Annotated in this window: 18 protein-coding genes, 1 pseudogene and 1 riboswitch; of the genes and pseudogenes, 6 read left to right on the plus strand and 13 right to left on the minus strand. The window is 72.2% G+C overall.

What is annotated here, in order from left to right; translation table 11 throughout:
- Positions 1–102: 102 nt before the first annotated feature.
- From IQ279_RS17840 to IQ279_RS17875, 8 genes are all read right to left on the minus strand, one after another.
- The gene (locus IQ279_RS17840; protein WP_206349562.1) at positions 103–1,227 is read right to left on the minus strand and encodes an ABC transporter ATP-binding protein; all 1,125 of its coding nucleotides are present in this window, start codon (positions 1,225–1,227) and stop codon (positions 103–105) included.
- Positions 1,224–2,372, minus strand: a complete 1,149-nt coding sequence (locus tag IQ279_RS17845; RefSeq protein WP_241028318.1) for an ABC transporter ATP-binding protein — start codon at positions 2,370–2,372, stop codon at positions 1,224–1,226. The genes IQ279_RS17840 and IQ279_RS17845 overlap by 4 nt, the downstream gene beginning before the upstream one ends.
- Positions 2,373–2,376: 4 nt before the next feature.
- A complete protein-coding gene (locus IQ279_RS17850) occupies positions 2,377–3,330 on the minus strand; it encodes an ABC transporter permease (RefSeq protein WP_206349563.1) in 954 nt (317 codons plus the stop codon).
- Positions 3,330–4,334 carry an ABC transporter permease gene (locus IQ279_RS17855; RefSeq protein WP_206349564.1) on the minus strand — a complete coding sequence of 335 codons (1,005 nt, stop codon included), beginning with the start codon at positions 4,332–4,334 and terminating at the stop codon, positions 3,330–3,332. Before IQ279_RS17855 ends, IQ279_RS17850 begins: the two co-directional genes overlap by 1 nt.
- A 90-nt stretch (positions 4,335–4,424) precedes the next feature.
- Entirely contained in the window at positions 4,425–6,092 is a 1,668-nt protein-coding gene (locus IQ279_RS17860; RefSeq protein WP_206349565.1) for an ABC transporter substrate-binding protein, read from the minus strand.
- 205 nt (positions 6,093–6,297) lie between these two features.
- Positions 6,298–7,065, minus strand: coding sequence for an enhanced serine sensitivity protein SseB C-terminal domain-containing protein (locus IQ279_RS17865; protein WP_206349566.1), 768 nt, complete (start codon positions 7,063–7,065; stop codon positions 6,298–6,300).
- A 164-nt stretch (positions 7,066–7,229) separates the two neighbouring features.
- Complete coding sequence (locus tag IQ279_RS17870) at positions 7,230–8,009, minus strand: enhanced serine sensitivity protein SseB (RefSeq protein ID WP_206349567.1); 780 nt, start codon at positions 8,007–8,009, stop codon at positions 7,230–7,232.
- Between the two features lie 108 nt (positions 8,010–8,117).
- Entirely contained in the window at positions 8,118–8,801 is a 684-nt protein-coding gene (locus tag IQ279_RS17875; protein ID WP_372445172.1) for an AAA family ATPase, read from the minus strand.
- 224 nt (positions 8,802–9,025) lie between these two features.
- Positions 9,026–9,135: riboswitch (glycine riboswitch) on the plus strand.
- Positions 9,136–9,310: 175 nt separating this feature from the next.
- Between IQ279_RS17875 and gcvT the strand changes: the two genes are divergently transcribed.
- The 4 genes from gcvT to IQ279_RS17895 all read left to right on the plus strand — a co-directional run bounded on the left by gcvT (position 9,311) and on the right by IQ279_RS17895 (position 13,913).
- Complete coding sequence (gcvT, locus tag IQ279_RS17880; RefSeq protein WP_206349568.1) at positions 9,311–10,438, plus strand: glycine cleavage system aminomethyltransferase GcvT; 1,128 nt, start codon at positions 9,311–9,313, stop codon at positions 10,436–10,438.
- A gap of 130 nt (positions 10,439–10,568) precedes the next feature.
- Positions 10,569–10,946: a glycine cleavage system protein GcvH gene (gene gcvH / locus IQ279_RS17885; protein WP_206349569.1), complete on the plus strand. Its 378-nt coding sequence runs from the start codon at positions 10,569–10,571 to the stop codon at positions 10,944–10,946.
- 74 nt (positions 10,947–11,020) lie between these two features.
- A complete protein-coding gene (gene glyA, locus IQ279_RS17890; protein WP_206349570.1) occupies positions 11,021–12,289 on the plus strand; it encodes a serine hydroxymethyltransferase in 1,269 nt (422 codons plus the stop codon).
- Positions 12,290–12,482: 193 nt separating this feature from the next.
- Positions 12,483–13,913 (plus strand): L-serine ammonia-lyase, encoded by a 1,431-nt coding sequence (locus IQ279_RS17895; protein ID WP_206349571.1) that lies wholly within the window; start codon positions 12,483–12,485, stop codon positions 13,911–13,913.
- Between the two features lie 242 nt (positions 13,914–14,155).
- On the opposite strand, the pseudogene IQ279_RS28825 reads toward IQ279_RS17895, so the two are convergent.
- Positions 14,156–15,000, minus strand: a pseudogene (locus IQ279_RS28825) (carboxylesterase family protein).
- Between the two features lie 821 nt (positions 15,001–15,821).
- On the opposite strand from IQ279_RS28825, the gene xynA reads away from it, so the two are divergent.
- Positions 15,822–16,823, plus strand: coding sequence for an endo-1,4-beta-xylanase XynA (xynA, locus tag IQ279_RS17905; protein WP_206349662.1), 1,002 nt, complete (start codon positions 15,822–15,824; stop codon positions 16,821–16,823).
- A gap of 111 nt (positions 16,824–16,934) precedes the next feature.
- Here xynA and IQ279_RS17910 read toward each other — a convergent pair whose 3' ends face one another.
- Positions 16,935–17,429 carry a hypothetical protein gene (locus IQ279_RS17910; RefSeq protein ID WP_206349572.1) on the minus strand — a complete coding sequence of 165 codons (495 nt, stop codon included), beginning with the start codon at positions 17,427–17,429 and terminating at the stop codon, positions 16,935–16,937.
- Positions 17,430–17,588: 159 nt separating this feature from the next.
- On the opposite strand from IQ279_RS17910, the gene IQ279_RS17915 reads away from it, so the two are divergent.
- The gene (locus tag IQ279_RS17915; RefSeq protein ID WP_206349573.1) at positions 17,589–18,344 is read left to right on the plus strand and encodes a vWA domain-containing protein; all 756 of its coding nucleotides are present in this window, start codon (positions 17,589–17,591) and stop codon (positions 18,342–18,344) included.
- Between the two features lie 31 nt (positions 18,345–18,375).
- Here the strand turns inward: IQ279_RS17915 and IQ279_RS17920 are convergent, their stop codons facing one another.
- From IQ279_RS17920 to glgX, 3 genes are all read right to left on the minus strand, one after another.
- The gene (locus IQ279_RS17920) at positions 18,376–19,377 is read right to left on the minus strand and encodes a DUF8814 domain-containing protein (RefSeq protein ID WP_206349574.1); all 1,002 of its coding nucleotides are present in this window, start codon (positions 19,375–19,377) and stop codon (positions 18,376–18,378) included.
- A gap of 252 nt (positions 19,378–19,629) precedes the next feature.
- The gene (locus IQ279_RS17925; protein WP_206349575.1) at positions 19,630–19,860 is read right to left on the minus strand and encodes an EF-hand domain-containing protein; all 231 of its coding nucleotides are present in this window, start codon (positions 19,858–19,860) and stop codon (positions 19,630–19,632) included.
- 102 nt (positions 19,861–19,962) lie between these two features.
- On the minus strand, positions 19,963–22,206 hold the full coding sequence (gene glgX / locus IQ279_RS17930; RefSeq protein ID WP_307792416.1) for a glycogen debranching protein GlgX: 2,244 nt from the start codon (positions 22,204–22,206) through the stop codon (positions 19,963–19,965).
- Between the last annotated feature and the right edge of the window lie 222 nt (positions 22,207–22,428).

The raw sequence follows: 22,428 nt of genomic DNA on the forward strand, positions 1-22,428 counted from the left end.
CCCCCAAGCGCCGCATCGCCCGCCTCCGCGCCCATCGGCGGGAGGCGGGCGGTGCGGGGGCGCTACGCGGCGTCCGGGGAGCCGGAGGGTGCGGCGCGCGGCTCACTCGGCCGCGGTCGCGGCCTTCTCCGTCTTCACGGCCCCGGCCTCAGCCGGCCCGGCGTGCCCGGCGTGCCCGCCGTGCTCCTCGTGGCCGGCCGGGACGACCTGGGCCGCGTTGTGCGTGGGGCTGATCCGGCCGTCGGCTATCTCCTCGGCCCAGTGGCAGGCCACCCTGTGGCCGCCGCCCAGATCACGCAGTTCGGGCCGGTCGGTGGTGCAGAGCGTGTCCTGCTTCCACGGGCAGCGGGTGTGGAAGCGGCAGCCCGCCGGCGGGTTCGCCGGGGAGGGCAGGTCGCCGGTGAGCAGGATGCGCTCGCGGTTGTCCTCGACCTCCGGGTCGGGCACCGGCACGGCCGACATCAGCGCCCGGGTGTACGGGTGCCGGGGCTCGGCGTACAGCATGTCGCTGGGCGCCTCCTCCACCAGCGAGCCCAGGTACATCACCCCGACGACGTCGGAGATGTGCCGCACCACGGCCAGGTCGTGGGCGATGACCACGTACGTCAGCCCCATCTCCTGCTGGAGCTCCTCCAGCAGGTTGATCACCTGCGCCTGGATGGAGACGTCCAGCGCGGAGACCGGCTCGTCGCAGATGATCACGTCCGGTTCCAGGACCAGCGCACGGGCGATGCCGATGCGCTGGCGCTGCCCGCCGGAGAACTCGTGCGGGTAGCGGGAGAGCGCGCCCGCCGGCAGCCCGACCCTCGCCAGGATCTTCCGGATCCTCTCGCGGCGCTCCTCCTGGTCGGCGCCGATGCCGTGGGCCTCCATGCCCTCGGAGAGGATCGACTCGATGTTCTGCCGGGGATTGAGGCTGCCCAGCGGGTCCTGGAAGACCATCTGGAGCCGGCGGCGGAAGCGGCGCATCTCCTCGTCCGGCAGCTTCGCCAGATCGGTGCCGTCGAAGACGACCTCGCCGTCGGTGATGTCCACCAGCCGCAGGACCGCCCGGCCCAGCGTGGTCTTGCCGCAGCCCGACTCGCCCACCAGGCCGTACGTCTGGCCGGGCTCGACGGAGAGCGACACGCCGTCGACGGCGTAGACGTGGCCGACCGTGCGGTCGAAGAGGATGCCCTTCTTCACCGGGAAGTGGACCTTCACACCGTTCAGTTGGAGCAGGCTCATGCTCCGGCCTCCTTCTCGGCCGTGCCGGCCGTGCCGACCGCCGCGTCCTTCTCCGCCGGTTCGGTCTTCTCCACCGGCTCGTCCACCGCGGGCCCGCCCTCGCCGTCGGCCTCGGTGCCGGGCACCTCGTCCGGCCCGGGCAGCGCGGACTCGCGCAGACCGGCGGCGCCGTCGGAGAGCACCGGGTTGACGCACCGCACCTGGTGTCCGGGCTTGCGCGGCTCCTCCAGCGCCGGGGTGCCCTTCAGGCACTCCAGCGTGTAGTGGTCGCACCGGGGAGCGAAGGCGCAGCCGTCCTCCCAGGCGATCGTGTCGTTGATGGAACCGCGCACCGGCCTCAGCGGCTCGCCGCGCGGCGCGTCGAGCCGGGGGATGGAACCCAGCAGCCCGTTGGCGTACGGGTGGGTCGGCGCGTCGAACAGCTCGCGCCGCTCGGCGGACTCCACCACCTTGCCCGCGTAGAGCACGTTGACCTGGTCGCACAGGCCGGCGACCACGCCCAGATCGTGAGTGATCATCAGCAGGGCGGTGCCCTCTTCGTCGACCAGTTCCCTGAGCAGCTCCAGGATCTGGGCCTGGATCGTCACATCCAGCGCGGTGGTCGGCTCGTCGGCGATCAGCAGCCGCGGCGCGCAGGCCACCGCCATGGCGATCAGGGCGCGCTGGCGCATGCCGCCGGAGAGCTGGTGCGGGTACTCCTTCAGCCGCCGGGTGGGGTCGGGGATGCCGACCCGGTCCAGCAGGGAGGCGGCCTCCCTGCGTGCGGCCTCGCCCTTCATCCCCCGGTGCCGGGCCAGGATCTCGGTGACCTGGACCCCGATGGGCACCACCGGGTTCAGCGAGGACAGCGGGTCCTGGAAGATCATCGCCAGCTGGGAGCCGCGCAGGTCGCGCATCCCCTTCGGGCTCAGGGTCAGCAGGTCGGTGCCGTCGAAGTCGGCACGGCCGCCGGTCCTCACGCCCCTGGAGGGCAGCAGCCCCATCAGGGCCAGCGAGGTGACGGACTTGCCGCAGCCCGACTCGCCGACCAGGCCGACGACCTGGCCCTGGTCGACGTCGAAGGAGACCCCCGACACGGCCTTCACGTCGCGCCGGCCGCGCTGGGTGAAGGTGACGGTCAGTTCGTCCACGGAAAGCAGGGCCATGTGATCAACTCCGCAGTTTCGGGTCGAGAGCTTCCCGCATCGCCTCGCCCAGCAGGGTGAAGCCGAGCGCGGTGATGATGATCCCCAGCGCGGGGTAGACCGCGAGCATCGGTGCGCTGTCGAAGTAGCTCTGCGCCTGGGCCAGCATGACTCCCCACTCCGGTTCGGCTGCGTCGGGGTTTCCCAGGCCGAGGTAGGACAGCGCCGCCGCCTCGATGATGGCGGTGGCCAGGCTCAGAGTGGCCTGGACGATCACCGGGCTCAGCGAGTTGGGCAGCACATGACCGAGCGCGATGCGCCGCTTGCGCACCCCGAGGGCCTGGGCGGCCAGCACGTAGTCCGAGCCGCCCTGCGCCAGCATGGCACCGCGCAGCAGCCGGGCGAAGATGGGGATCTGCACCACGCCCACCGCGATCATCACGGTGGTCAGGGACTGGCCCAGGACCGCCGCGACGGAGACGGCCAGCAGCAGCGAGGGCAGCGCCAGCATGATGTCGATGACGCGCATCACGGCGGTGTCGATCCGGCGGCCGGTCTTGCCGCCCAGCACCAGGGCTGCGCCCGAGGCGCCGCCGACCAGCGCGCCGACGGTGAAGCCCAGGAGCGTGGCGACGATGCCGACCAGCAGGGTCTGGCGGGCTCCCACCAGCATCCGGGAGAACTCGTCACGGGCCAGATGGTCCAGGCCGAGCCAGTTCTCGGCGCGGGGGCCGACGAAGACGTTCTGGTTGGTGAGGACCTCGCCCCGCCACAGCTGCGCGGTGGGGCTGTACGGGGCGACCCACGGGCCCACGATCGCGACCACCACGAACACGCCGATGATGCACGCGCCGATCATGGCCATCTTGCTGGCCTTCAGCCTGCGCCAGGCCTCGACCCACAGACTGGCGCCCGTGGAGGTCTCGGTGGAGGCGGTCAGCTCGGCAAGCCGGTCGATCTTGTCGGTCTTGGTGCTCATCAGTGCACCCGCACTCTCGGGTCGATAAGGCTGTAGGCGAGGTCGACCAGCAGGTTGACGACGACGTACGCGGCCGCGATGAACATGATGAAGCCCACCAGGACCGGGTAGTCCCGCTCGTCGATGGCGGTCTTGATGAACGAGCCGATGCCGCCGAAGGCGAAGACCGACTCGGTGAGCACCGCACCCGACAGCAGACCGCCGGTGAGCAGGCCGATGGCGGTGACGATCGGCAGCAGCGCGTTGCGCAGCACATGGCGGCCGCGCACCACCTGGCGGCTCAGACCCTTGGACTCGGCGGTGCGCACGTAGTCCTCGCCGAGCACCTCCAGGACACTGGCCCGGGTCATACGGGTGATGATGGCCAGCGGGATCGAGGAGAGCGCCAGGGCGGGGAGCACCAAGTGCCTCGCCGCGTCCCAGGCCGCGTCGAACTCGCCGGTGAGGATGCCGTCCAGGACGTAGAAGCCGGTGACCTCGGTTGCGTCGATGCCGGTGGTCTGGCGGCCGAAGCTGGGGAACCAGCCGAGCTGGACGGCGAAGACCGCCTTGAGCAGGAAGGCCAGGAAGAACACCGGAATGCAGATGCCCACCAGGGAGCCGGAGACCGCGGTGACGTCCAGCCAGCTGCCGCGCCGGCGGGCGGCGAAGTAGCCCAGCGGGATACCGACGGCGATGGCGATGATCATGGCCGAGATGCCGAGCTCCACCGTGGCCGGGAACGCCCGGGTGAACTCGTCCCACACCGGCTGACCGGTCTGGGTGGAGACTCCCAGGTCCAGCTCGGACAGCCGCTTGAGGAAGCGGCCGTACTGGACCCACACGGGCTGGTCGAGCCCGAGGGCCGCCTCGATGCGGGCCCTGTCCGCCTCGGTCGCACGCTCGCCGAGCATGGCCGCAGCGGGTCCGCCGGGCAGCCGGTTCAGCCAGATGAACAGCAGAACGGACAGGCCCAGCAGGGTGGGTATCAGTTGGAGCAGTCTTCGTACGACGAGACGCAACACCCCGCGATGCCCCTTTCTTGGTCCTCATGGGCAGGTCCGCCCGGCCACTTCGGATGCCGTGGCCGGGCGGACCTGCGCGCGGTCATGCGTTTACTTGAAGGAGACCTCGGCGAAGTTCTCCTGCGTCAGCGGGGAGACCTTCGGGGGGTTGACGTCCTTGGCGAACGCGATGGACGGCGGGGAGGAGGAGACCGGGACGCCCGGGATGTACTCCATGATGGCCTCGTTGGCCTTCTTGTACAGCTCCACCCGCTTGGCGACGTCCGGCTCGGCGCTGGATCCCTTCACCGCGTCGAAGACCTTGTCGTCGCGGAAGCCCCACTGCTTGTCGTAGCCGGCGAACCAGGTGCCGATGAAGTTGTAGGCGTCGTTGAAGTCACCGGTCCAGCCCAGCAGGTGCAGGTCGCAGGTGCCGGCCTCGGTGGCGTCGATGTAGTCCGGGGCCCACTTCATGGGCTTGGGCTCGACGGTGACGCCGGCCTTCTCCAGGTCGGCCTTCATCAGCTCGAACATGTCGGCCGGGGCGGGCATGTACGGGCGGGTGACCTCGGTCGGGTAGCAGAAGGTGACCTTCAGCTTCTCCTCGCCGGCCTTCTCCAGCAGGTCCTTGGCCTTGTCCGTGTCGAACTCGTAAGTGGCGACCTTGTCCGAGTGGCCGTCGACGGTGTCCGGCATGAACTGGGTGGCCACCACGCCGCCCTCGGGCAGCTGCGTCTTGACGATGTTCTCGCGGTCGATGGCGTGGGTGATCGCCTGACGGACGTCCTTCTTCTTCAGGGCCTTGTTCGCCTCCTGCGACATGCCCATGTAGAAGATGTTGAACACGCCGCGGACCGGGACCTGGAAGCCATCCTTCTCCAGGGTCTTCACGTCCGAGGGCGCGACCAGGTCGTAGCCGTGGATGTTGCCGGCCTGCAGCGCCTGGCGGCGCGCGGACTCCTCGGCGATGGTGCGGAAGACCAGCTTCTCGACGCCGGCCTTCTCACCCCAGTAGTCGTCGAACCGCTCGAGGGTGACTTCCTTGTTGCCCTTGTCCCACTCGGTGATCCGGAAGGGACCGGTGCCCGCGACGGTACCGGCCTCCTGGCTGTAGTCGGGGTAGGAGATGGCGTCGCCCTCGCCGCTCAGCTCCTGCTTCTTGTAGGCGTCGATGGCCTTCGGGGAGTGGATGGCCAGCGCCTGGAGCGAGAAGCCGCCGGGGAGGTTGGCGGTGGACTCGTGCACGCTGATGACGGCGGTGTGCTCGTCCTTCGCCTCGCAGCCCTTGTAGTTGGCCTCGGGCGTGTCCTTGCTCTCGTTCTCGGCGAAGCCGCCGAAGATCTTCTGCCAGTAGTAGGAGACAGCGCTCTCCTGGTACGTACCGGTCCAGTTGAACCAGTGGTCGTAGTTCTTGCACACCGCCTCGGCGGTGAGCTTCTCGCCGTCGTGGAACTCCACGCCCTTGCGGAGGTTGAAGGTCCACTCGGTGCCGGTCTCGTCGGCGTCCCACGACTCGGCCAGGCCACCGACCAGCTCGGTGCCGCCCGGCTCGTGCTCGATCAGCGCCTCGAAGGCCTGGCGGGTGACCCGGAACGTCTCACCGTCACTGGCCAGCGCCGGGTCCAGAGAGCCCGGGTCTCCGGCGGCGCCGAAGACGAAGGTCTCCCCGCCCTTGCCTTCGTCCTTCTCGCCTCGTTCACTGGCACATCCAGTGGCGATCACACCAACCGCGAGGGTCGCCGCGATCGTCTGGACGACCCTGGAACCGGTTATTCGCATGTTCCACCTCAGGGGTCGGTGACGGTTTGACTGCTGGTCGCCCGAACAGTACTGCGCCCAACCATCGGTGTGAACTGTCCGCATGTCGGTGATATAGACCTGAGACCCTGGCGCCCGAAACAGCGACAGTGCAGGTCAAAGCATTGATACCGGACGAAACCACCGGTCGCCGACGGGGCGGGGCCCGGCGCCGCGGGGCGCCTTGTCAGTAGGGGCGGGGGTAGCCGTAGCCGTGTCCGGGGGCCGCCGCCGGGGCGGCGGCGTGGGCGTCGCGGTCGAAGAACGGGCGGGAGTTGGCCCGCAGCCACATGGCGACCGGATCGTACTCGTCCGACATCGACACCGTGGAGACCGCCAGTCCGTCCGGCACCGCGGCCACCGACTGCCGCATCATCGAGCGCACCGACTCCACCGCCTGTGGCGCGGAGTCGTACAGGTCGAGTCCGATCACCAGCCGCGGCGCGCCCAGGGCGGGCTGCACCCAGGCCCGGCGCAGGGTTCGCACGGCGGGTGTGCGGTGGGCGTTGTGCACCAGCTGGGCATAGAAGTGCGGTACGTCCACGGTCGGTTCGCCGATGCGCAGCGGCCCGGCCGGCAGCCTCTCCAGCCCGCCCGCGATCCGGCGCAGGTCCAGCCAGGGGATGCCGACGCCGCCGCCGGGCGCGTGCGGGTTGAGCCACAGCCCCCAGCGGTCGGGGAAGAGGGCGGCGGCGATGTCGCGTCCGCCGACCACCTCGTGGGCCCTGGTCCAGCCGGAGGCCGTCAGCTCGTGCGCGGAGGTCACACAGGGCGCGTAGCCGTGCCCGGCGACCTCCATGTTCCCGTACTGGGCGTCGGGGGAGCCGGCCTGACCGTGCCAGAGCAGCATCCACACCCGGCCGGAGGCGAGGGCGCCCAACAGCGCTTCATAGGTGTCGTACCGCCCGGGCGCCACCTGCCGCAGCAGCTGCTCAACGCTTCCACCCGCGCTCACGTGGGCCGCCCCTTCTCGCGTCGTCCTCGCTCACCGGGCCGCGCGCGCGTCCCGTCCCGACATCCAACCAGCTTACGGTCCGCACCCGACAGGGTCCGGACCGCTCAGCCGTTTCCGGGCGGGGGCACCCGGCCGCGACCGTGCGGGACGCCGGGCGGCCGGGGTCAGTACGGCCGGCCCTGGCGGTCGTAGAAGGGCCGCACGCACTGGCGCATCCAGTCCACGACCGGGTCCTGGGCCGCGTCCAGCAGCACCATCTGCACCGGCCACCGCACCGGCTCCCGGCCCAGCGCGCGGCCGAGCGCGTCGTGCGCCGCCGCACGGGCCTGCGGGTCCAGCAGGTCCAGCTCCACTCCGACGAACAGCGCGGGCGGGTCGCCCTCGACGCTGGCCAGGCCTCGGCGCGCGGTGCGGACCTGCGGCAGCACCGCGAACTCCCCGGCGGCGGCGGCCAGGAAGTCCACCGGCTCCTCCTGCCAGTCGGGCTCGAAGAGCCGGACCCGGGCGCCGCTCGCCATTCCCGGGATCCCCTCGGCCCCGCCCTCGCGGCACAGTTCGGCCACGGCGTCCGGAGGCAGGGGGACGCCGACGGTGCCGTCGGGGTTGACCGCGATGCCCACCTGCGGCGGCAGACCGCGGGCGAACTCCCGCGCGGGCGCGACGGCGAAGGGCAGATGCGAGCCGGCGCCCTGCCGGAACTGCTGCTCGGAGCTGAAGACGGGGACGTATGGCGCCCCGTCGAGCTGGATCGTGGGCAGGTCGAGGCTGGGGGCGGCCGGTGAGCCGCCCTCGGGCAGCGGCACCCACAGACTGCTGCGGCCGAGCACCTCCAGCAGCCGGGCGCCCGCTCCCGGGGCGCCGAGGGAGGCGGCGAGGGTCTCCTCCAGCTCGTTGCCGGGCCAGCCGCCGCCGTGCCCCGGTCCGTACTGCTGCGGGATGGTCATGGGAAAACCCTATCGGCACCGGGCGGGTGCGCCCCTCCGCCGGCAGCGCTCGCTTTCACGGGGTCGGCGGGGGCACCGGGCAGGGCGCGCGTGCGCCGGGCGCGGGCGTCAGTCGAACACCACCCCGCGCAGTGCCCCCGCCGCTCCCCGGTCCAGCAGCACCGACGCGACGCAGCCCCCGGGCAGCCGCCCGGCCTCGGCGTCCGCCACCAGCCGGCGCACCGCCCGCCGGTGCCGGGCGAAGGCGTACGCCGACACTCCGCGCCCCCGCTCCGCCTGCCCGGCCAGTGCCACTTCGGGCGGCACGTCCAGCAGCAGCAGGTGCACGGCCCGCCCGCGCCGCCGCGCGTCCCGCGCCAGCCAGCGGCGCACCCAGCCCTGGGCCCCGCAGTCGTGCACCACCACACCGGCGCCCGAGGCCAGGGCCCGCCACAGCGCGAGGTAGTGCGCGATCCTCACCAGCGGGCGGTAGACGGCGTACGGCAGCCGGGCGGGCATCCGCCGCTCCCAGCGCTCCCGCATGTCCTGGGAGTCGATCCGCGCCACCGCGTCGCCCTCTGCGACCACGCGGCGGATCAGGGTGGACTTGCCGCTGCCCGGCAGCCCCGAGACGACCACCCGGTCACCCGCGGGGAAGTGCAGGATCCGCACCGCCGCGGTGCCGCGCAGATCGCGTCCGCCGGCTCCTCCCGCTCCCCGCGGTACCGCCGCGGGCACCGCCTTCTCCGGCGCCGCCCTGTGCCGGGGCGGTGCTCCGCCCTGTGCCGTACAAGCACTCTCCAGGCTGCTCACCGGATACGCCCTCCCCGCTTTCGCGCCGCGTGCTCGCGGCGTCACCCTGAGCGTGTCAAGAAGGACGACGGTGGACAAGACGGCAGCTCATCAGGTGTGTCACGGTGCCGTGCCCGTCACGTCACTCCTCTCGTCCCGGACGCTGCGGCACGGCTTCGCGCCCGCCCGGGGGCGGGGCGCGCCGGACGTGCGATGATGAGCGGGTCAACTGCATACCGGCCGATCGAGTCCGCACGGGAGAGTTCCCGGAAAACGCTGGTCACGACGGTTTCCGGGGCGCCGAAGGAGCAAGTCCTCCCTTGAATCTCTCAGGCCCCGATACCGTGTGGACGAGGCAGATCTGAAAAGCGGGCGGCCCCCGAGCGGAGCCGCCCCACCCAAGGTGCAAGCCGTGGCCCGCCCGTGCGGACTCGTGGCGAACCTCTCAGGTTCCGATGACAGATGGGGAGGACGTGTCCTTACCGCCGTCCTCGTACGACATCGCCACCTCGCCCGGGAGCCTGCCGACCATGAGTGATTCCCCCCGCCGTACCGCCCTCGACGCCGTGCACCGCGCCCTGGGCGCGACCATGACGGACTTCGCCGGCTGGGACATGCCGCTGCGCTACGGCAGCGAGCGCGACGAGCACAACGCCGTGCGCACCCGCGCCGGCCTGTTCGACCTGAGCCACATGGGTGAGATCGCCGTCACCGGCCCGCAGGCCGGCGAGCTGCTGGACCGCGCCCTGGTCGGCCACCTGTCCGCCGTCGCCGTGGGCCGGGCGCGCTACACCATGATCTGCGACGAGTCCGGCGGCATCCTCGACGACCTGATCGTCTACCGGCTGGGCACCGAGGAGTACCTGGTCGTCGCCAACGCCTCCAACGCCCAGGTGGTGCTGGACGCCCTAACCGAGCGGCTCGCCGCCTCCGGTCTCACCGGCGCCGCCGTGCGCGACGACCGCGACGCCTACGCCCTCCTGGCCGTCCAGGGCCCGCGGGCGGCCGCCGTCCTGGCGAAGGCCACCGACGCCGACCTCGACGGCCTGAAGTACTACGCCGGGCTGCCCGGCACGGTGGCGGGCGTGGAGGCTCTGATCGCCCGCACCGGCTACACCGGCGAGGACGGCTTCGAGCTGTTCGTCGCCCCCGGCGACGCCGAGACCCTGTGGCGGGCGCTGACCGGGGCCGGCGCGGACGAGGGCCTGGTGCCGTGCGGGCTGTCCTGCCGCGACACGCTGCGGCTGGAGGCGGGCATGCCGCTGTACGGGCACGAGCTGAGCCGCTCCACCACCCCCTTCGACGCCGGGTTCGGCCGCGTGGTGAAGTTCGACAAGCCCTGCGACTTCACCGGCCGCGCCGCGCTGGAGGCCGCCGCCGCGCGGGCCTCCGAGAACCCGCCGCGCAAGCTGGTCGGCCTGGTCGCCGCCGGCCGCCGGGTACCGCGCGCCGGGTACGCGGTGGTCGGCGCGGACGGCTCGGTGATCGGCGAGGTCACCTCCGGCGCCCCCTCCCCCACGCTGGGCAGGCCGGTCGCCATGGCGTACGTGGACGCCGCCCACGCCGCCCCGGGCACCGGGGGTGTGGCGGTGGACATCCGCGGTACGCATGAGCCCTACGAGGTCGTCGCGCTGCCGTTCTACCGGCGCGAGCGCTGACGGCCCCGGCCGCTCCGTACCGCCAGCCGTACCGCCCGACCGACCGCTTGCCGCACCACCGGTCCGGGACACCGTCCCACCTGGCAAGACCCGTTTCTCACACCACACCCCTGATCAGGAGAATCACGCCATGAGCAACCCCCAGCAGCTGCGCTACAGCAAGGAGCACGAGTGGCTGTCGGCCGCCGAGGACGGCGTCTCGACGATCGGCATCACCGAGCACGCGGCGAACGCCCTCGGCGACGTCGTCTTCGTGCAGCTCCCGGAGGTCGGCGACACGGTCGCCGCGGGCGAGACCTGCGGCGAGCTGGAGTCGACCAAGTCGGTCAGCGACCTGTACGCGCCGGTCACCGGTGAGGTCACCGAGGTCAACCAGGACGTGGTGGACGATCCGGCGCTGGTGAACTCCGCCCCCTACGAGGGCGGTTGGCTGTTCAAGGTCCGGGTGACGGACGAGCCGGCGGACCTGCTGTCCGCCGACGAGTACGCCGCCTTCACCGGCCAGTGAGCGGCGGCCCGCCCGCCCCTTCCGCGCCCGGATCCGCCGTCCGCCGCCATCCCACCACGATCGGAAAGACCCGGATGTCGCTTCTGAACAGTTCCCTGCACGAGGTAGATCCCGACGTCGCCGCAGCCGTCGACGCCGAGCTGCGCCGCCAGCAGAGCACCCTGGAGATGATCGCCTCGGAGAACTTCGCTCCGGTCGCAGCCCTCCAGGCCCAGGGCTCGGTCCTCACCAACAAGTACGCCGAGGGCTACCCAGGCCGCCGCTACTACGGCGGCTGCGAGCACGTCGACGTGATCGAGGACATCGCCCGCGAGCGGGTGAAGGCCCTCTTCGGCGCCGAGGCCGCCAACGTCCAGCCGCACTCGGGCGCCTCGGCCAACGCCGCGGCGATGTTCGCCCTGCTGCAGCCGGGAGACACCATCCTGGGTCTGGACCTGGCGCACGGCGGCCACCTGACCCACGGCATGAAGATCAACTTCTCCGGCAAGCTGTACGACGTGGTCGCCTACCACGTCGACGCCGATACCGGCCTGGTCGACATGGAGGAGGTCGAGCGGCTGGCGCGGGAGCGCCGCCCGAAGCTGGTCATCGCCGGCTGGTCGGCGTACCCCAGGCAGCTCGACTTCGCCGCCTTCCGCCGCATCGCCGACGAGGTCGGCGCACTGCTGATGGTGGACATGGCGCACTTCGCCGGCCTGGTGGCCGCGGGCCTCCACCCCAACCCGGTGCCCTACGCGGACGTGGTCACCACCACGACCCACAAGACGCTGGGCGGTCCGCGCGGCGGGGTGATCCTGTCGAAGCAGGAGCACGCCAAGAAGATCAACTCCGCGGTCTTCCCCGGCCAGCAGGGCGGCCCGCTGGAGCACGTCATCGCGGCGAAGGCAGTCTCCTTCAAGATCGCGGCGACGGAGGAGTTCAAGGACCGCCAGCGCCGTACCCTGGAGGGCGCGAAGCTGCTGGCCGAGCGGCTGACGCGGCCGGACGCGGCCGAGGCGGGCGTCGCCGTGCTGTCGGGCGGCACCGACGTCCACCTGGTCCTGGTCGACCTGCGCGACAGCGAGCTGGACGGCCGGCAGGCCGAGGACCGCCTGCACGCGATCGGCATCACCGTCAACCGCAACGCCATCCCGAACGACCCGCGTCCGCCGATGGTCACCTCCGGCCTGCGCATCGGCACCCCGGCGCTGGCCACGCGCGGTTTCACCGCCGACGACTTCCGCGAGGTCGCGGACGTCATCGCCGAGGCGCTGAAGCCCTCGTTCGACGAGGCGAAGGCCAAGGAGCTGGCCGGCCGCGTGTCCGCGCTGGCCGACAGGCACCCGCTGTACCCGGGCCTGTAAGGCCCCGGGCACGGCACCGGGTGCGCCGCCTTCACCGGCGGCGCACCCGGTCCGCCCAGCCCGTCCCGACCGCCCGGCCGCCCGGCCCACCGGCCCACCGACACCGTGTCCCCCGCCCCGCACACCCGCAGGGCCCCACGCCCGCCGCACCCGGCGGGCCGCGAACCACGAGCAGACAAGGGAGTCCGCCACCGTGGCCATCTCCGTCTTCGACCTCTTCTCCATCGGCATCGGCCCCTCCAGCTCCCACACCGTCGGACCCATGCGGGCGGCCGGGATGTTCGCACGCCGCCTCCGGAAGGAGGGCGTGCTGCCCCGCACCGCCTCACTGCGGGCCGAGCTGTTCGGCTCCCTGGGCGCCACCGGCCACGGCCACGGCACGCCCAAGGCCGTGCTGCTGGGCCTGGCGGGCCACTCGCCGCGCACCGTCGACGTCGAGTCCGCGGAGGCGGAGGTCGAGCGGGTGCGGCAGTCGGGCCGGCTGGGCCTGCTCGCCGCCGGCGGGGAGGACGGCGGCGAGGGCGGCTCCGGGGACCGTGGGGCCCTTGAGGACCACGGCGGCCGTGAGATCGCCTTCGACGTCGACCGCGACCTGGTGCTGCACCGCCGCCGCTCGCTGCCGTACCACGCCAACGGCATGACCCTGGCCGCGTACGACGCCGACGGCGCGCCGCTGCTGGAGAAGACCTACTACTCGGTGGGCGGCGGCTTCGTGGTGGACGAGGAGGCGGCCGGAGCCGGCCGCATCAAACTCGACGACACGGTGCTGAAGTACCCCTTCCGCACCGGCGACGAACTGCTGCGCACCACCCGCGAGACGGGCCTGTCCGTCTCGGCTCTGATGATGGAGAACGAGCGGGCCTGGCGCAGCGAGGAGGAGATCCGCGCGGGCCTGCTGGAGATCTGGCGGGTGATGCGCGAGTGCGTGGCCCGCGGCCTGTCGCGGGAGGGCATCCTGCCCGGCGGCCTGAAGGTCCGCCGGCGCGCGGCCGCCTCGGCACGGCGACTGCGCGCCGAGGGGGACGCCGCGGCACGTGCCATGGAGTGGCTGACGCTCTACGCGATGGCGGTCAACGAGGAGAACGCCGCCGGCGGGCGCGTCGTCACCGCTCCCACCAACGGCGCGGCGGGCATCATCCCGGCCGTGCTGCACTACGCGATGGAGTTCGTGCCCGGAGCGGACGACGACACCGTCGTGCGCTTCCTGCTGACCGCGGGCGCCATCGGCCTGCTGTTCAAGGAGAACGCCTCCATCTCCGGTGCCGAGGTCGGCTGCCAGGGAGAGGTGGGCTCGGCCTGCTCCATGGCCGCCGGCGGCCTCGCCGAGGTCCTGGGCGGCTCGCCCGAGCAGGTCGAGAACGCCGCCGAGATCGGCATCGAGCACAACCTGGGCCTGACCTGCGACCCGGTGGGCGGCCTGGTCCAGATCCCCTGCATCGAGCGCAACGGCATGGCCGCGGTCAAGGCGGTCACCGCGGCCCGGATGTCCCTGCGCGGCGACGGCCGCCACCACGTCTCCCTGGACAAGGCCATCAAGACGATGAAGGAGACGGGCGCGGATATGAAGGTCAAGTACAAGGAGACCGCCCGCGGCGGGCTCGCGGTCAACGTCATCGAGTGCTGAGAAGGCCGCCCTGACCTGCGGTTCCTGTCCTTTCGGAGCCGTCGGCCCCTCTCTCGTCCACACGGCGGGAAGTTTCTGGGAAGGGGCTGGGAAGGGGCTGAGCCGAGCACCCGCACAGCGCCCGACCGGCTCCGAAGCCCCCGCAGACGGCCGTACGGCAGCCCGAGCCTCCCGGTGCGAGACCCGGGTTCCCCGCCTGCCCGGCCCCGGTGCGGACCGCTTCAGAGGACCGGGACCAGGGCCTAGAAGCGCAATCTCACCGAACCGGCGTGGAGCAGGGGCAGCCAGAAGCGGCACTTGTGGTCGAGGGCGAAAGAATCGGCGGGGAAGGGGGCGATGTTGGCGCGCACCCACCGCAGTGCGGCCTGCTGGTCCATCAGGCCGTACGCACCGGAGGCGTGGTCGGGCGCTTCCTCCGACAGGGACGGCAGGGCCAGGGAGCCCGGTGCGCCGAGGCGGTAGTTGATCGTCACCACGACGACGTCGCCTTCCCGGCCAGTACTTCGGCGTCGTAGTCCTCGCCCGAGCCGGCGATGAAGTAGCCACCGTGGATCCACACCATCACCGGCAGGTCCGCCGCGCGGACCGTGGGTGTGTAGACGTTGAGGAACAGGCAGTCCTCGTCCGTGGAACCGGGCGGAGAGCCGGGAACCGAGACGGGCTGCGGGATCTCGGGGCACCGTGGGCCGGGCGTCGTGGCACGCAGCGTGCCCGACCACGGTGAAGCGGGCTGCGGGGGCCGCCATCGCAGTGGACCGGTCGGCGGGGCCGCGTAGCGGATGCCGTGGAACTCGGCCACTCCTTGCCGCTGGACGCCCTCGAGACGGCCCTGCGAAACCGTCACCGTCGGCGGAGAGGCCGCCGCGGTGGGCGTGAGTATCAGTGCGACGAGAACCGCTGACAGGGCCGCGAACGCGGACCGCACCACCGTGGAGCGCCGGGGCCGGTGGCTGCGCGTGGGAGGGAATCCTCCCGGGTCGACACGTTTCGCGGTGGTTCTCATGACGAGGAATCTCCTTCCACATCGTGGTCGGCCCGCGCCGGGGTGCCGTCTGCCGTGGACGTCACCGCCGGGGTCACCCGCCATCGCCAGGGCTTCGCCGCGATCGGCATGCCCCTTCGGCCGCCGGCCTCACACCGCCGGCCTGACGGCACAGACCCTGACCCCGGGTGACGTCCGTCGCCGGACGTCCAGCCGCGCAGGCGGCCTGCCTCAGCCTTCGCGACCCCGAGATCACCGATGAACGAAACCGATGGCAAATACCACCACATGCCCCGTTATGCCATATCGAGCCGCACCGAGTGGCTCGACGGGTTGATCCGAGTGGAGCAGGTGTTCCCGAACCGCTGCGCAGGTCAGGCCGGAAGCACCGCGCATGACAGAAGCCCGGCTCGACCACTTGGGCCCGTCCGGCACGGACGGCCTCAAGTCACCCCCTCGCATCGGACGGCATTCCTTCCGGAAAAGATCCGGAATATACGCCGACAACCACCTGCATCCCACCCGCACAATCGAGACGCCCAGTGAAAGCTCCTGGGGATCTTCCATCTTCAGTGGCCTCTGAACAGGCTATTAGCAATCTTGGAAGGCTTCAGGGTGTCAGATTACTTCCGTAATACTTGCGGAAACTGTTGACAACCCATCAGGGCGAATCAACACTGTCGGCGTCGACAGGCCCCGACCGTTGTCGACCCGGGCCACGCCTGCCGTGGCCCGGCCCCTCGGTCGGCCGCCGTACGGCGGCCGACCGATCGACCCCCGCCGTCGTCGTCGTACGGCACCGGAGCACGGCGGCCGGCCCCGACCGGAGCAGACCGCCGCAGAGCCCGCAGGTCCGTACGCGCGCCCGGCATCGCCGCCAACCCCTACGAGGAGGCACGCACATGCACGACGCACCCGCACAGCGGATGAGACGCAGACCCGGCCGCACCGGACTGCTGCCGAGGAGCAGCCGGTTCGCCCGGCTGAAGCTGCTCATCGCCAGTGCCTGCGCCGCACTGCTCGCGACCCTGGCGCTCCCGCCCGGCGCCGCCCACGCCCAGACCGTCACCTCGAACCAGACGGGCAACCACGGCGGGTACTTCTACTCGTTCTGGACCGACGCCCCGGGCACGGTCTCCGCCACCATGGGGAACGGTGGCAACTACAGCACCTCGTGGCGCAACACCGGCAACTTCGTCATCGGCAAGGGCTGGAGCACCGGCGGCCGCCGGACCGTGACCTACTCCGGCAGCTTCAACCCGTCCGGCAACGCCTACCTGACGCTCTACGGGTGGTCCAGGAACCCGCTGGTGGAGTACTACATCGTCGACAACTGGGGCACCTACCGGCCCACCGGGACCTTCATGGGCACGGTCACCACCGACGGCGGCACGTACGACATCTACAAGACGACCCGGTACAACGCCCCCTCCATCGAGGGCACCAGGACCTTCGACCAGTACTGGAGCGTCCGGCAGCAGAAGCGGACCGGCGGCACCATCACCACCGGCAACCACTTCGACGCCTGGGCCCGGGCCGGCATGCGGCTGGGCAGCCACGACTACATGATCATGGCGACCGAGGGCTACCAGAGCAGCGGCAGCTCCAACATCACCGTGGGCGGCACCTCCGGCGGCGGTGGCGGTGGCGGCGGTGGTGGCGGTGGCTGCACCGCCACCCTGTCCGCCGGCGAGAGGTGGGACGACCGCTACAACCTCAACGTCTCGGTGTCCGGCTCCAGCAACTGGACCGTGACGATGAACGTCCCCTCCCCGGCAACGATCCTGTCGACCTGGAACACCACCGCCTCCTGGCCAAGCAGTCAGGTGATGACCGCCAGGCCCAACGGCAACGGCAACAACTTCGGGGTCACCATCAAGCACAACGGCAACTGGACCTGGCCAACGGTGTCCTGTAGCGCCGGTTAGCCCTCCGGAAAGCCTGAGCACCTCACCCGTTGCGCGGCGGCACCCGGCCGCCGCGCAACGGCGCTCACGAGACGGCCGCCCGGGCTCTGGAGCGGCCTCTTCCCGGCCCCCTCAGCGGCGGGGCTTGGTCTCGTAGCGGGGGCCGATGCCTGGGCCCGCCTCCTCCTGGACCTCGGTGGCCAGCTTGTGGACGGCCACCAGGTCGTGCAGCAGCACCCGGGTCCGCTCCTCGGGCAGTTCCGCGGCCCGGGACACGTCCTGGAGGTGGACGGGCTCGCCGGGGCGCCTGCCCTCCTCGGCCGCGAGGGCGCGGAAGACCTTCTCGTGCTCCTCCCCGTACGGCGGTTCACCGCGGCCGGTGAACGTGCGGCCGGCCTGCCCCGTCGGAGGTGAGCCGGTTTCCGCGGTGCGCCGGCCCTGCTTGCCCTGGTCCCGGGTCTCCAGCCGCTCCTCGTGCGTGATCGAGGACCGGCCGGCGAGGTGGGTGCGCTGCTTGGAGGCGCCGGTGGTCCCGCTCCGCTCGCCGGGCTGCTGTCCGGCCCGCTCGGCCTCGCGGGCCGCGGCCCGCTTCTGGTCCTCGTCGCCTTCCATCTTCTTGCCCGACATGGGACCTCCTCCCTTGCGTCCGTATGGGCCGTTACGGGCGAGTCCCCGACAGAACGGGAGGAAAACCACCGACGGCGGACGGTTGTCCACAGGGGTCCTGCCGCCGCCCGCGCCTCGGTTAACCTCGGCGTCCGCAGCACCGAGCACGAAGGGGGCGTCATGGCCGTCGAGCACGTGAAGAGGCCGGGGTCCGGGTCCGGATCCAAAGCGGCGATCAGTCTGGAGAAGGTGGAGGCCGCCGCTCCCGGGCTGGTGAGCCTGTACAAGCAGGCCGCGGTCAGCCTGGACAAGCACCGGCTGTCGGGGCAGCGGGCCGCGGTCTACCTGGTGCTGGACCGCTCCGGATCGATGCGGCCGTACTACCGCGACGGCACCGTCCAGCACCTGGCCGAGCAGGTCCTCGGGCTGGCCGCGCACCTGGACGACGACGGGCGGGTGCCGGTGGTCTTCTTCAGCACCGGTGTGGACGGGACCGCCGAGGTGGCTCTGGAGGACTACGCCGGGCGTGTGGAGGCCCTCCACTCCTCCCTGGGGCACATGGGCCGCACCAACTACCACCTCGCGATGGAGGCGGTGATCGAGCACTACCGGGCGAGCGGTTCCACCGATCCGGCGCTGGTCATCTTCCAGACCGACGGCGGTCCCACCTCGAAGGCCGCCGCCGAGCGCGTGCTGTGCGAGGCCTCGCGCCTGCCGCTGTTCTGGCAGTTCGTCGGGTTCGGGGAGGACGAGTTCCGCTTCCTGCGGAAGCTGGACGACCTGCCCGTGCCGGGGAAGCGGGCGGTGGACAACGCCGGGTTCCTCGCCGCCGGCCCCGACCCGCGCGCCATACCCGACGCGGAGCTGTACGACCGGCTGACCGGCGAGTTCCCCGACTGGCTGCGGGCCGCCCGGGAGAGTGGCATCGTGCGCTGACCCGGGCGGCCGGCGGTGGGACACGCGGTGGTCAGCGGCCCGTCCACAGGTAGGTGACGGTCACCCAGCCGTTGTCGCGCAGCCCGACGTCGCGGAAGGTGCCGTCGGCCAGGTCGATGCCGGCGGGGTTGAGTACCCGGCGGCCCTTCCCGTCGCGTCCGCCGTTGTAGCCCGTGTAGTACGCGGCCTCCGCCTCGGGCACCCCCCGCGGCAGGTCGCGGAAGGTCTGGCGCACCGAGGACGGGTTCCAGTAGTCGTCGCGGATGTTCCAGGGCCCGACGTCCCACACGGGGGCGGTCACGCAGCGGGCCGGGCCGCAGACCCGCACCGAGTACTCCCTGCCGCCCTTGCGCGACAGGCCCCGGCGGGAGGGCAGGGCCACGAAGCGGTCGTTCTCCCGGATGACGTGCCCGTTGGCGGTGGTGCGGCCGACCAGGCCGATCCGGGTGGCGAAGACCCGGGAGCCGTAGGCGGCGGCCGCCTGCGGCTCCTGCCGGGCGTCCGGGTCGGTGTCGGCGCTCACCTCCAGGCCGCGCAGCCGGATCGCGCCCTCGGGGTCCCACATCGCCAGCCGGACCTGGACGGTGGTGACGGCGCGCGGGAGGACGGCGGTGCCGCCGTCGGCGTCGCCCGCCTCGCGCCATTCGGTCCACGGGCCGCTCCCGGTGCGGCCGCGGACGTCGAAGGCGATTCCCGCGTCGCCGGGCACCTGCGCGTCGGGCCTGACCCGGACGCGGTTGGCCTGCCGGTCGAGCCGGTGCGGGTCCAGGACCTGGACACCGTAGTCGCCGGTCGTGCGCAGTTCCCCGCCGGTGTGGCGGACGCCGCTGTCGTCGGCGTCCACCCGGGACAGGTCGGCCGCCCAGGTCTGGACGGGGCCGGGCGCCGCGCGCGCGGCGGGAGCGGGGGCCGGGGCGGCCGGCGGCGCGAGGCCGAGACCGAGGCAGAGCAGGGCTACGGCCGGCAGCGCGGTACGGGTGGTGCGGGGGATCCGGGGCGCGAAGCGGTGGCGGGCTGGGCGTCTGGTGCGCATCGTGGTCCTTCCGTGTCGTGCCGCGCGCCCGGCCCCGGCCGGGGAACGGGGGCACGGCGGGCTCGGTGGGCGCGGTGGGCGCGGTGGGCGCGGTGGTGCCGCGGCACCGACGGTGCCGCATCGGGTACGTCAACCGACAAAAGCCACTTATGACACAGAAAAGCGGGGCGGTCACCCTGGGTTGCTCCCTGTGGTGGCCGCCCCGCCGTGCCGTGTTGCGCCCCCGCCGTACCGCGAGGACCGCGCCGCGCCCTACGCCGACCGGGTGGCGGCCTTCTGGCGGGCCTGCCAGAACTCCTCGAAGGACAGCAGTCCGTCGCCGTCGCCGTCGTGCTGGTTGATCAGCGTCTGGGCCATGTCCACGGTGAGGGTGTAGTCCCCCAGCTCGCCCAGCACCTTGCGGAACTCCGCCGCGGTGACCAGTCCGTCCCCGTCCAGGTCGAAGCGGTCGAACGCCTCGCGCGCGGTCTCCATGTCGGCCATCGCCTGTCGTCCCCTCCCTCGTGCGGTCGTGACGCGCACACCCTAACGGGCCATCACCCGCGCCACACGAGCCACCCACGCATCTGTGACAACGGGCATATCTCAGGGCAGCACACGCCACACCAGCACCGAGCGCGCCGGAAGCGCGACCGCCTCGCCCGCCGGGTGGACCGTGCCCGGCTCCTCCCGCTGCTCCTCCCGCGCGGTGTCCACCAGCAGTTCGTAGCCCTGCCCCCACGGCGGCCCCGGCAGCCTGAAGCGCCCCTCCTCGTGCCCGGCGTGGAGGACGGCCAGGAAGCTGTCGTCGACGACCGGGCCGCCCCGCTCGTCGCGCTGCGGAATGTCCCGGCCGGACAGGTACATGCCCAGCGTGGCGCCGGGCGCGTACCAGTCGGGCTCGGTCATCTCCCGGCCGCTCCCGGTGAACCAGGCCAGGTCACGCAACCCCTCCGGGCCGTGCGCGCGCCCGGAGAAGAAGGCCTTGCGCCGCAGCACCGGATGGGAGCGGCGCAGCGCGATCAGCCGCGAGGCCAGGGCGTACAGCTCGCGCCAGGCGGGCTCGGCCAGCAGCGACCAGTCCACCCAGCCGGTCTCGTTGTCCTGGCAGTAGGCGTTGTTGTTGCCGCCCTGGGTGCGGCCCATCTCGTCGCCCGCCACCAGCATCGGCACTCCGGTGGACAGCAGCAGGGTGGACAGCAGGTTGCGCAGCTGGCGCCGCCGCAGGGCGAGGACCGCCTCGTCGCCGGTCTCGCCCTCCGTGCCGCAGTTCCAGGAGCGGTTGTCGTCGGTGCCGTCGCGGTTGTCCTCGCCATTGGCCTCGTTGTGCTTGCGCTCGTAGCTCACCAGGTCGCGCAGGGTGAAGCCGTCGTGGGCGGTAACGAAGTTGACCGAGGCGTACGGCCGCCGCCCGCCCCAGGCGTACAGGTCGCTGGAGCCCGACAGCCGGTAGCCCAGGTCCCGCACGTCCGGCAGGGCGCCGCGCCAGAAGTCGCGGACGGTGTCGCGGTAGCGGTCGTTCCACTCCGTCCACAGCGGTGGGAAGGCGCCCACCTGATAGCCGCCCGCGCCCACGTCCCAGGGCTCGGCGATCAGCTTCACCCGGCGCAGCACCGGATCCTGGGCGATGACCGCGAGGAAGGGAGAGAGCATGTCCACGTCATGCATGGAGCGGGCCAGCGCGGCGGCCAGGTCGAAGCGGAAGCCGTCCACGCCCATCTCCTGCACCCAGTAGCGCAGCGAGTCGGTGATCAGCCGCAGCACCTGGGGCTGGACGACGTGCAAGGTGTTGCCGCAGCCGGTGTAGTCGGCGTAGTGGCGCGGGTCGTCGGCCAGCCGGTAGTAGCCGCGGTTGTCGATACCGCGCAGGGAGAGGGTCGGCCCCAGCTCGCTGCCCTCGGCGGTGTGGTTGTAGACCACGTCGAGGATGACCTCGATCCCGGCGGCGTGCAGCGCCCGGACCATCTCCCGGAACTCCCCCACCTGCCGGCCGCGCGTGCCACCGGCGGCGTACGCGGCGTGCGGCGCGAAGTAGCCGATGGAGTTGTAGCCCCAGTGGTTGCGCAGGCCGCGGCGGAGCAGGTGGTCCTCGTGCGCGAACTGGTGCACCGGCAGCAGTTCCACCGCCGTCACGCCCAGCTCCACCAGGTGCTCGATCGCGGCCGGGTGCGCCAGTCCGGCGTAGGTGCCGCGCAGTTCGGGCGGGACGCCGGGGTGGCGCATGGTGAAGCCGCGCACGTGCAGCTCGTAGATGACCGAATCGGCCCAGGGGGTCTTGGGGCGGCGGTCGTCGGCCCACTCGTCCCCGCCTCCCGGCCCGGCTCCGAGGGCCGAGTCGACGACGACGCCCTTGGGCACGTACGGCGCCGAGTCCCTCTCGTCGCGAACGGTGTCGGCCAGATGCCGCTGCGGCCAGTCGCGGACGTGGCCGTAGGCCTCCGGCGGCAGGGCGTACTCGCCGTCCACCGCGCGGGCGTACGGATCCAGCAGCAGCTTGGCCGGGTTCCAGCGGGCGCCCGTCCACGGGTCCCAGCGGCCGTGCACCCGGTAGCCGTAGAGCTGCCCGGGACCGACTCCGGGGACGAAGCCGTGCCAGATCTCCTGGGTGTGCTCCGTCAGCGGGCAGCGGGTCTCGTTGCCGTCGTCGTCGAAGAGGCAGACCTCGACGGCCTCGGCGCCGGCCGACCACAGGGCGAAGTTGGTGCCCGCCACCCCGCCCGGGCCGATGTGGTGGCGGGCTCCCAGCGGCTGGGGGCTGCCGGGCCGGACGGTGGGGGCGGCCGCGGGGGTCGCGGGGGCCCCTGCGTACCGGGGCTCCCGGCGCGTGTGCTGTTCGGGTGCGCTCGACACGTCCGACACGTTGTGGCCTCCGGCGGCTCGCGGCGGGGGCGGGTTCGGGGCCCGCGCGGCGCGCCTGCCGCACGGGTCCGGTGCCCGGGTCTGGCAGGAGTGTTCCCGCTCGGGCCGCCCGCCTCACCCTTGTGATCGTCTTCTTTCCACCTCGCTGCTCCGGCCGGGTGAGAGCCGGGCCGGGACCGAGCGGGGCCCGTACGGCCGGGAGGCGGCGGACCG

This window comes from Streptomyces verrucosisporus (assembly GCF_017114865.1).
Classification (GTDB): domain Bacteria; phylum Actinomycetota; class Actinomycetes; order Streptomycetales; family Streptomycetaceae; genus Streptomyces; species Streptomyces fenghuangensis.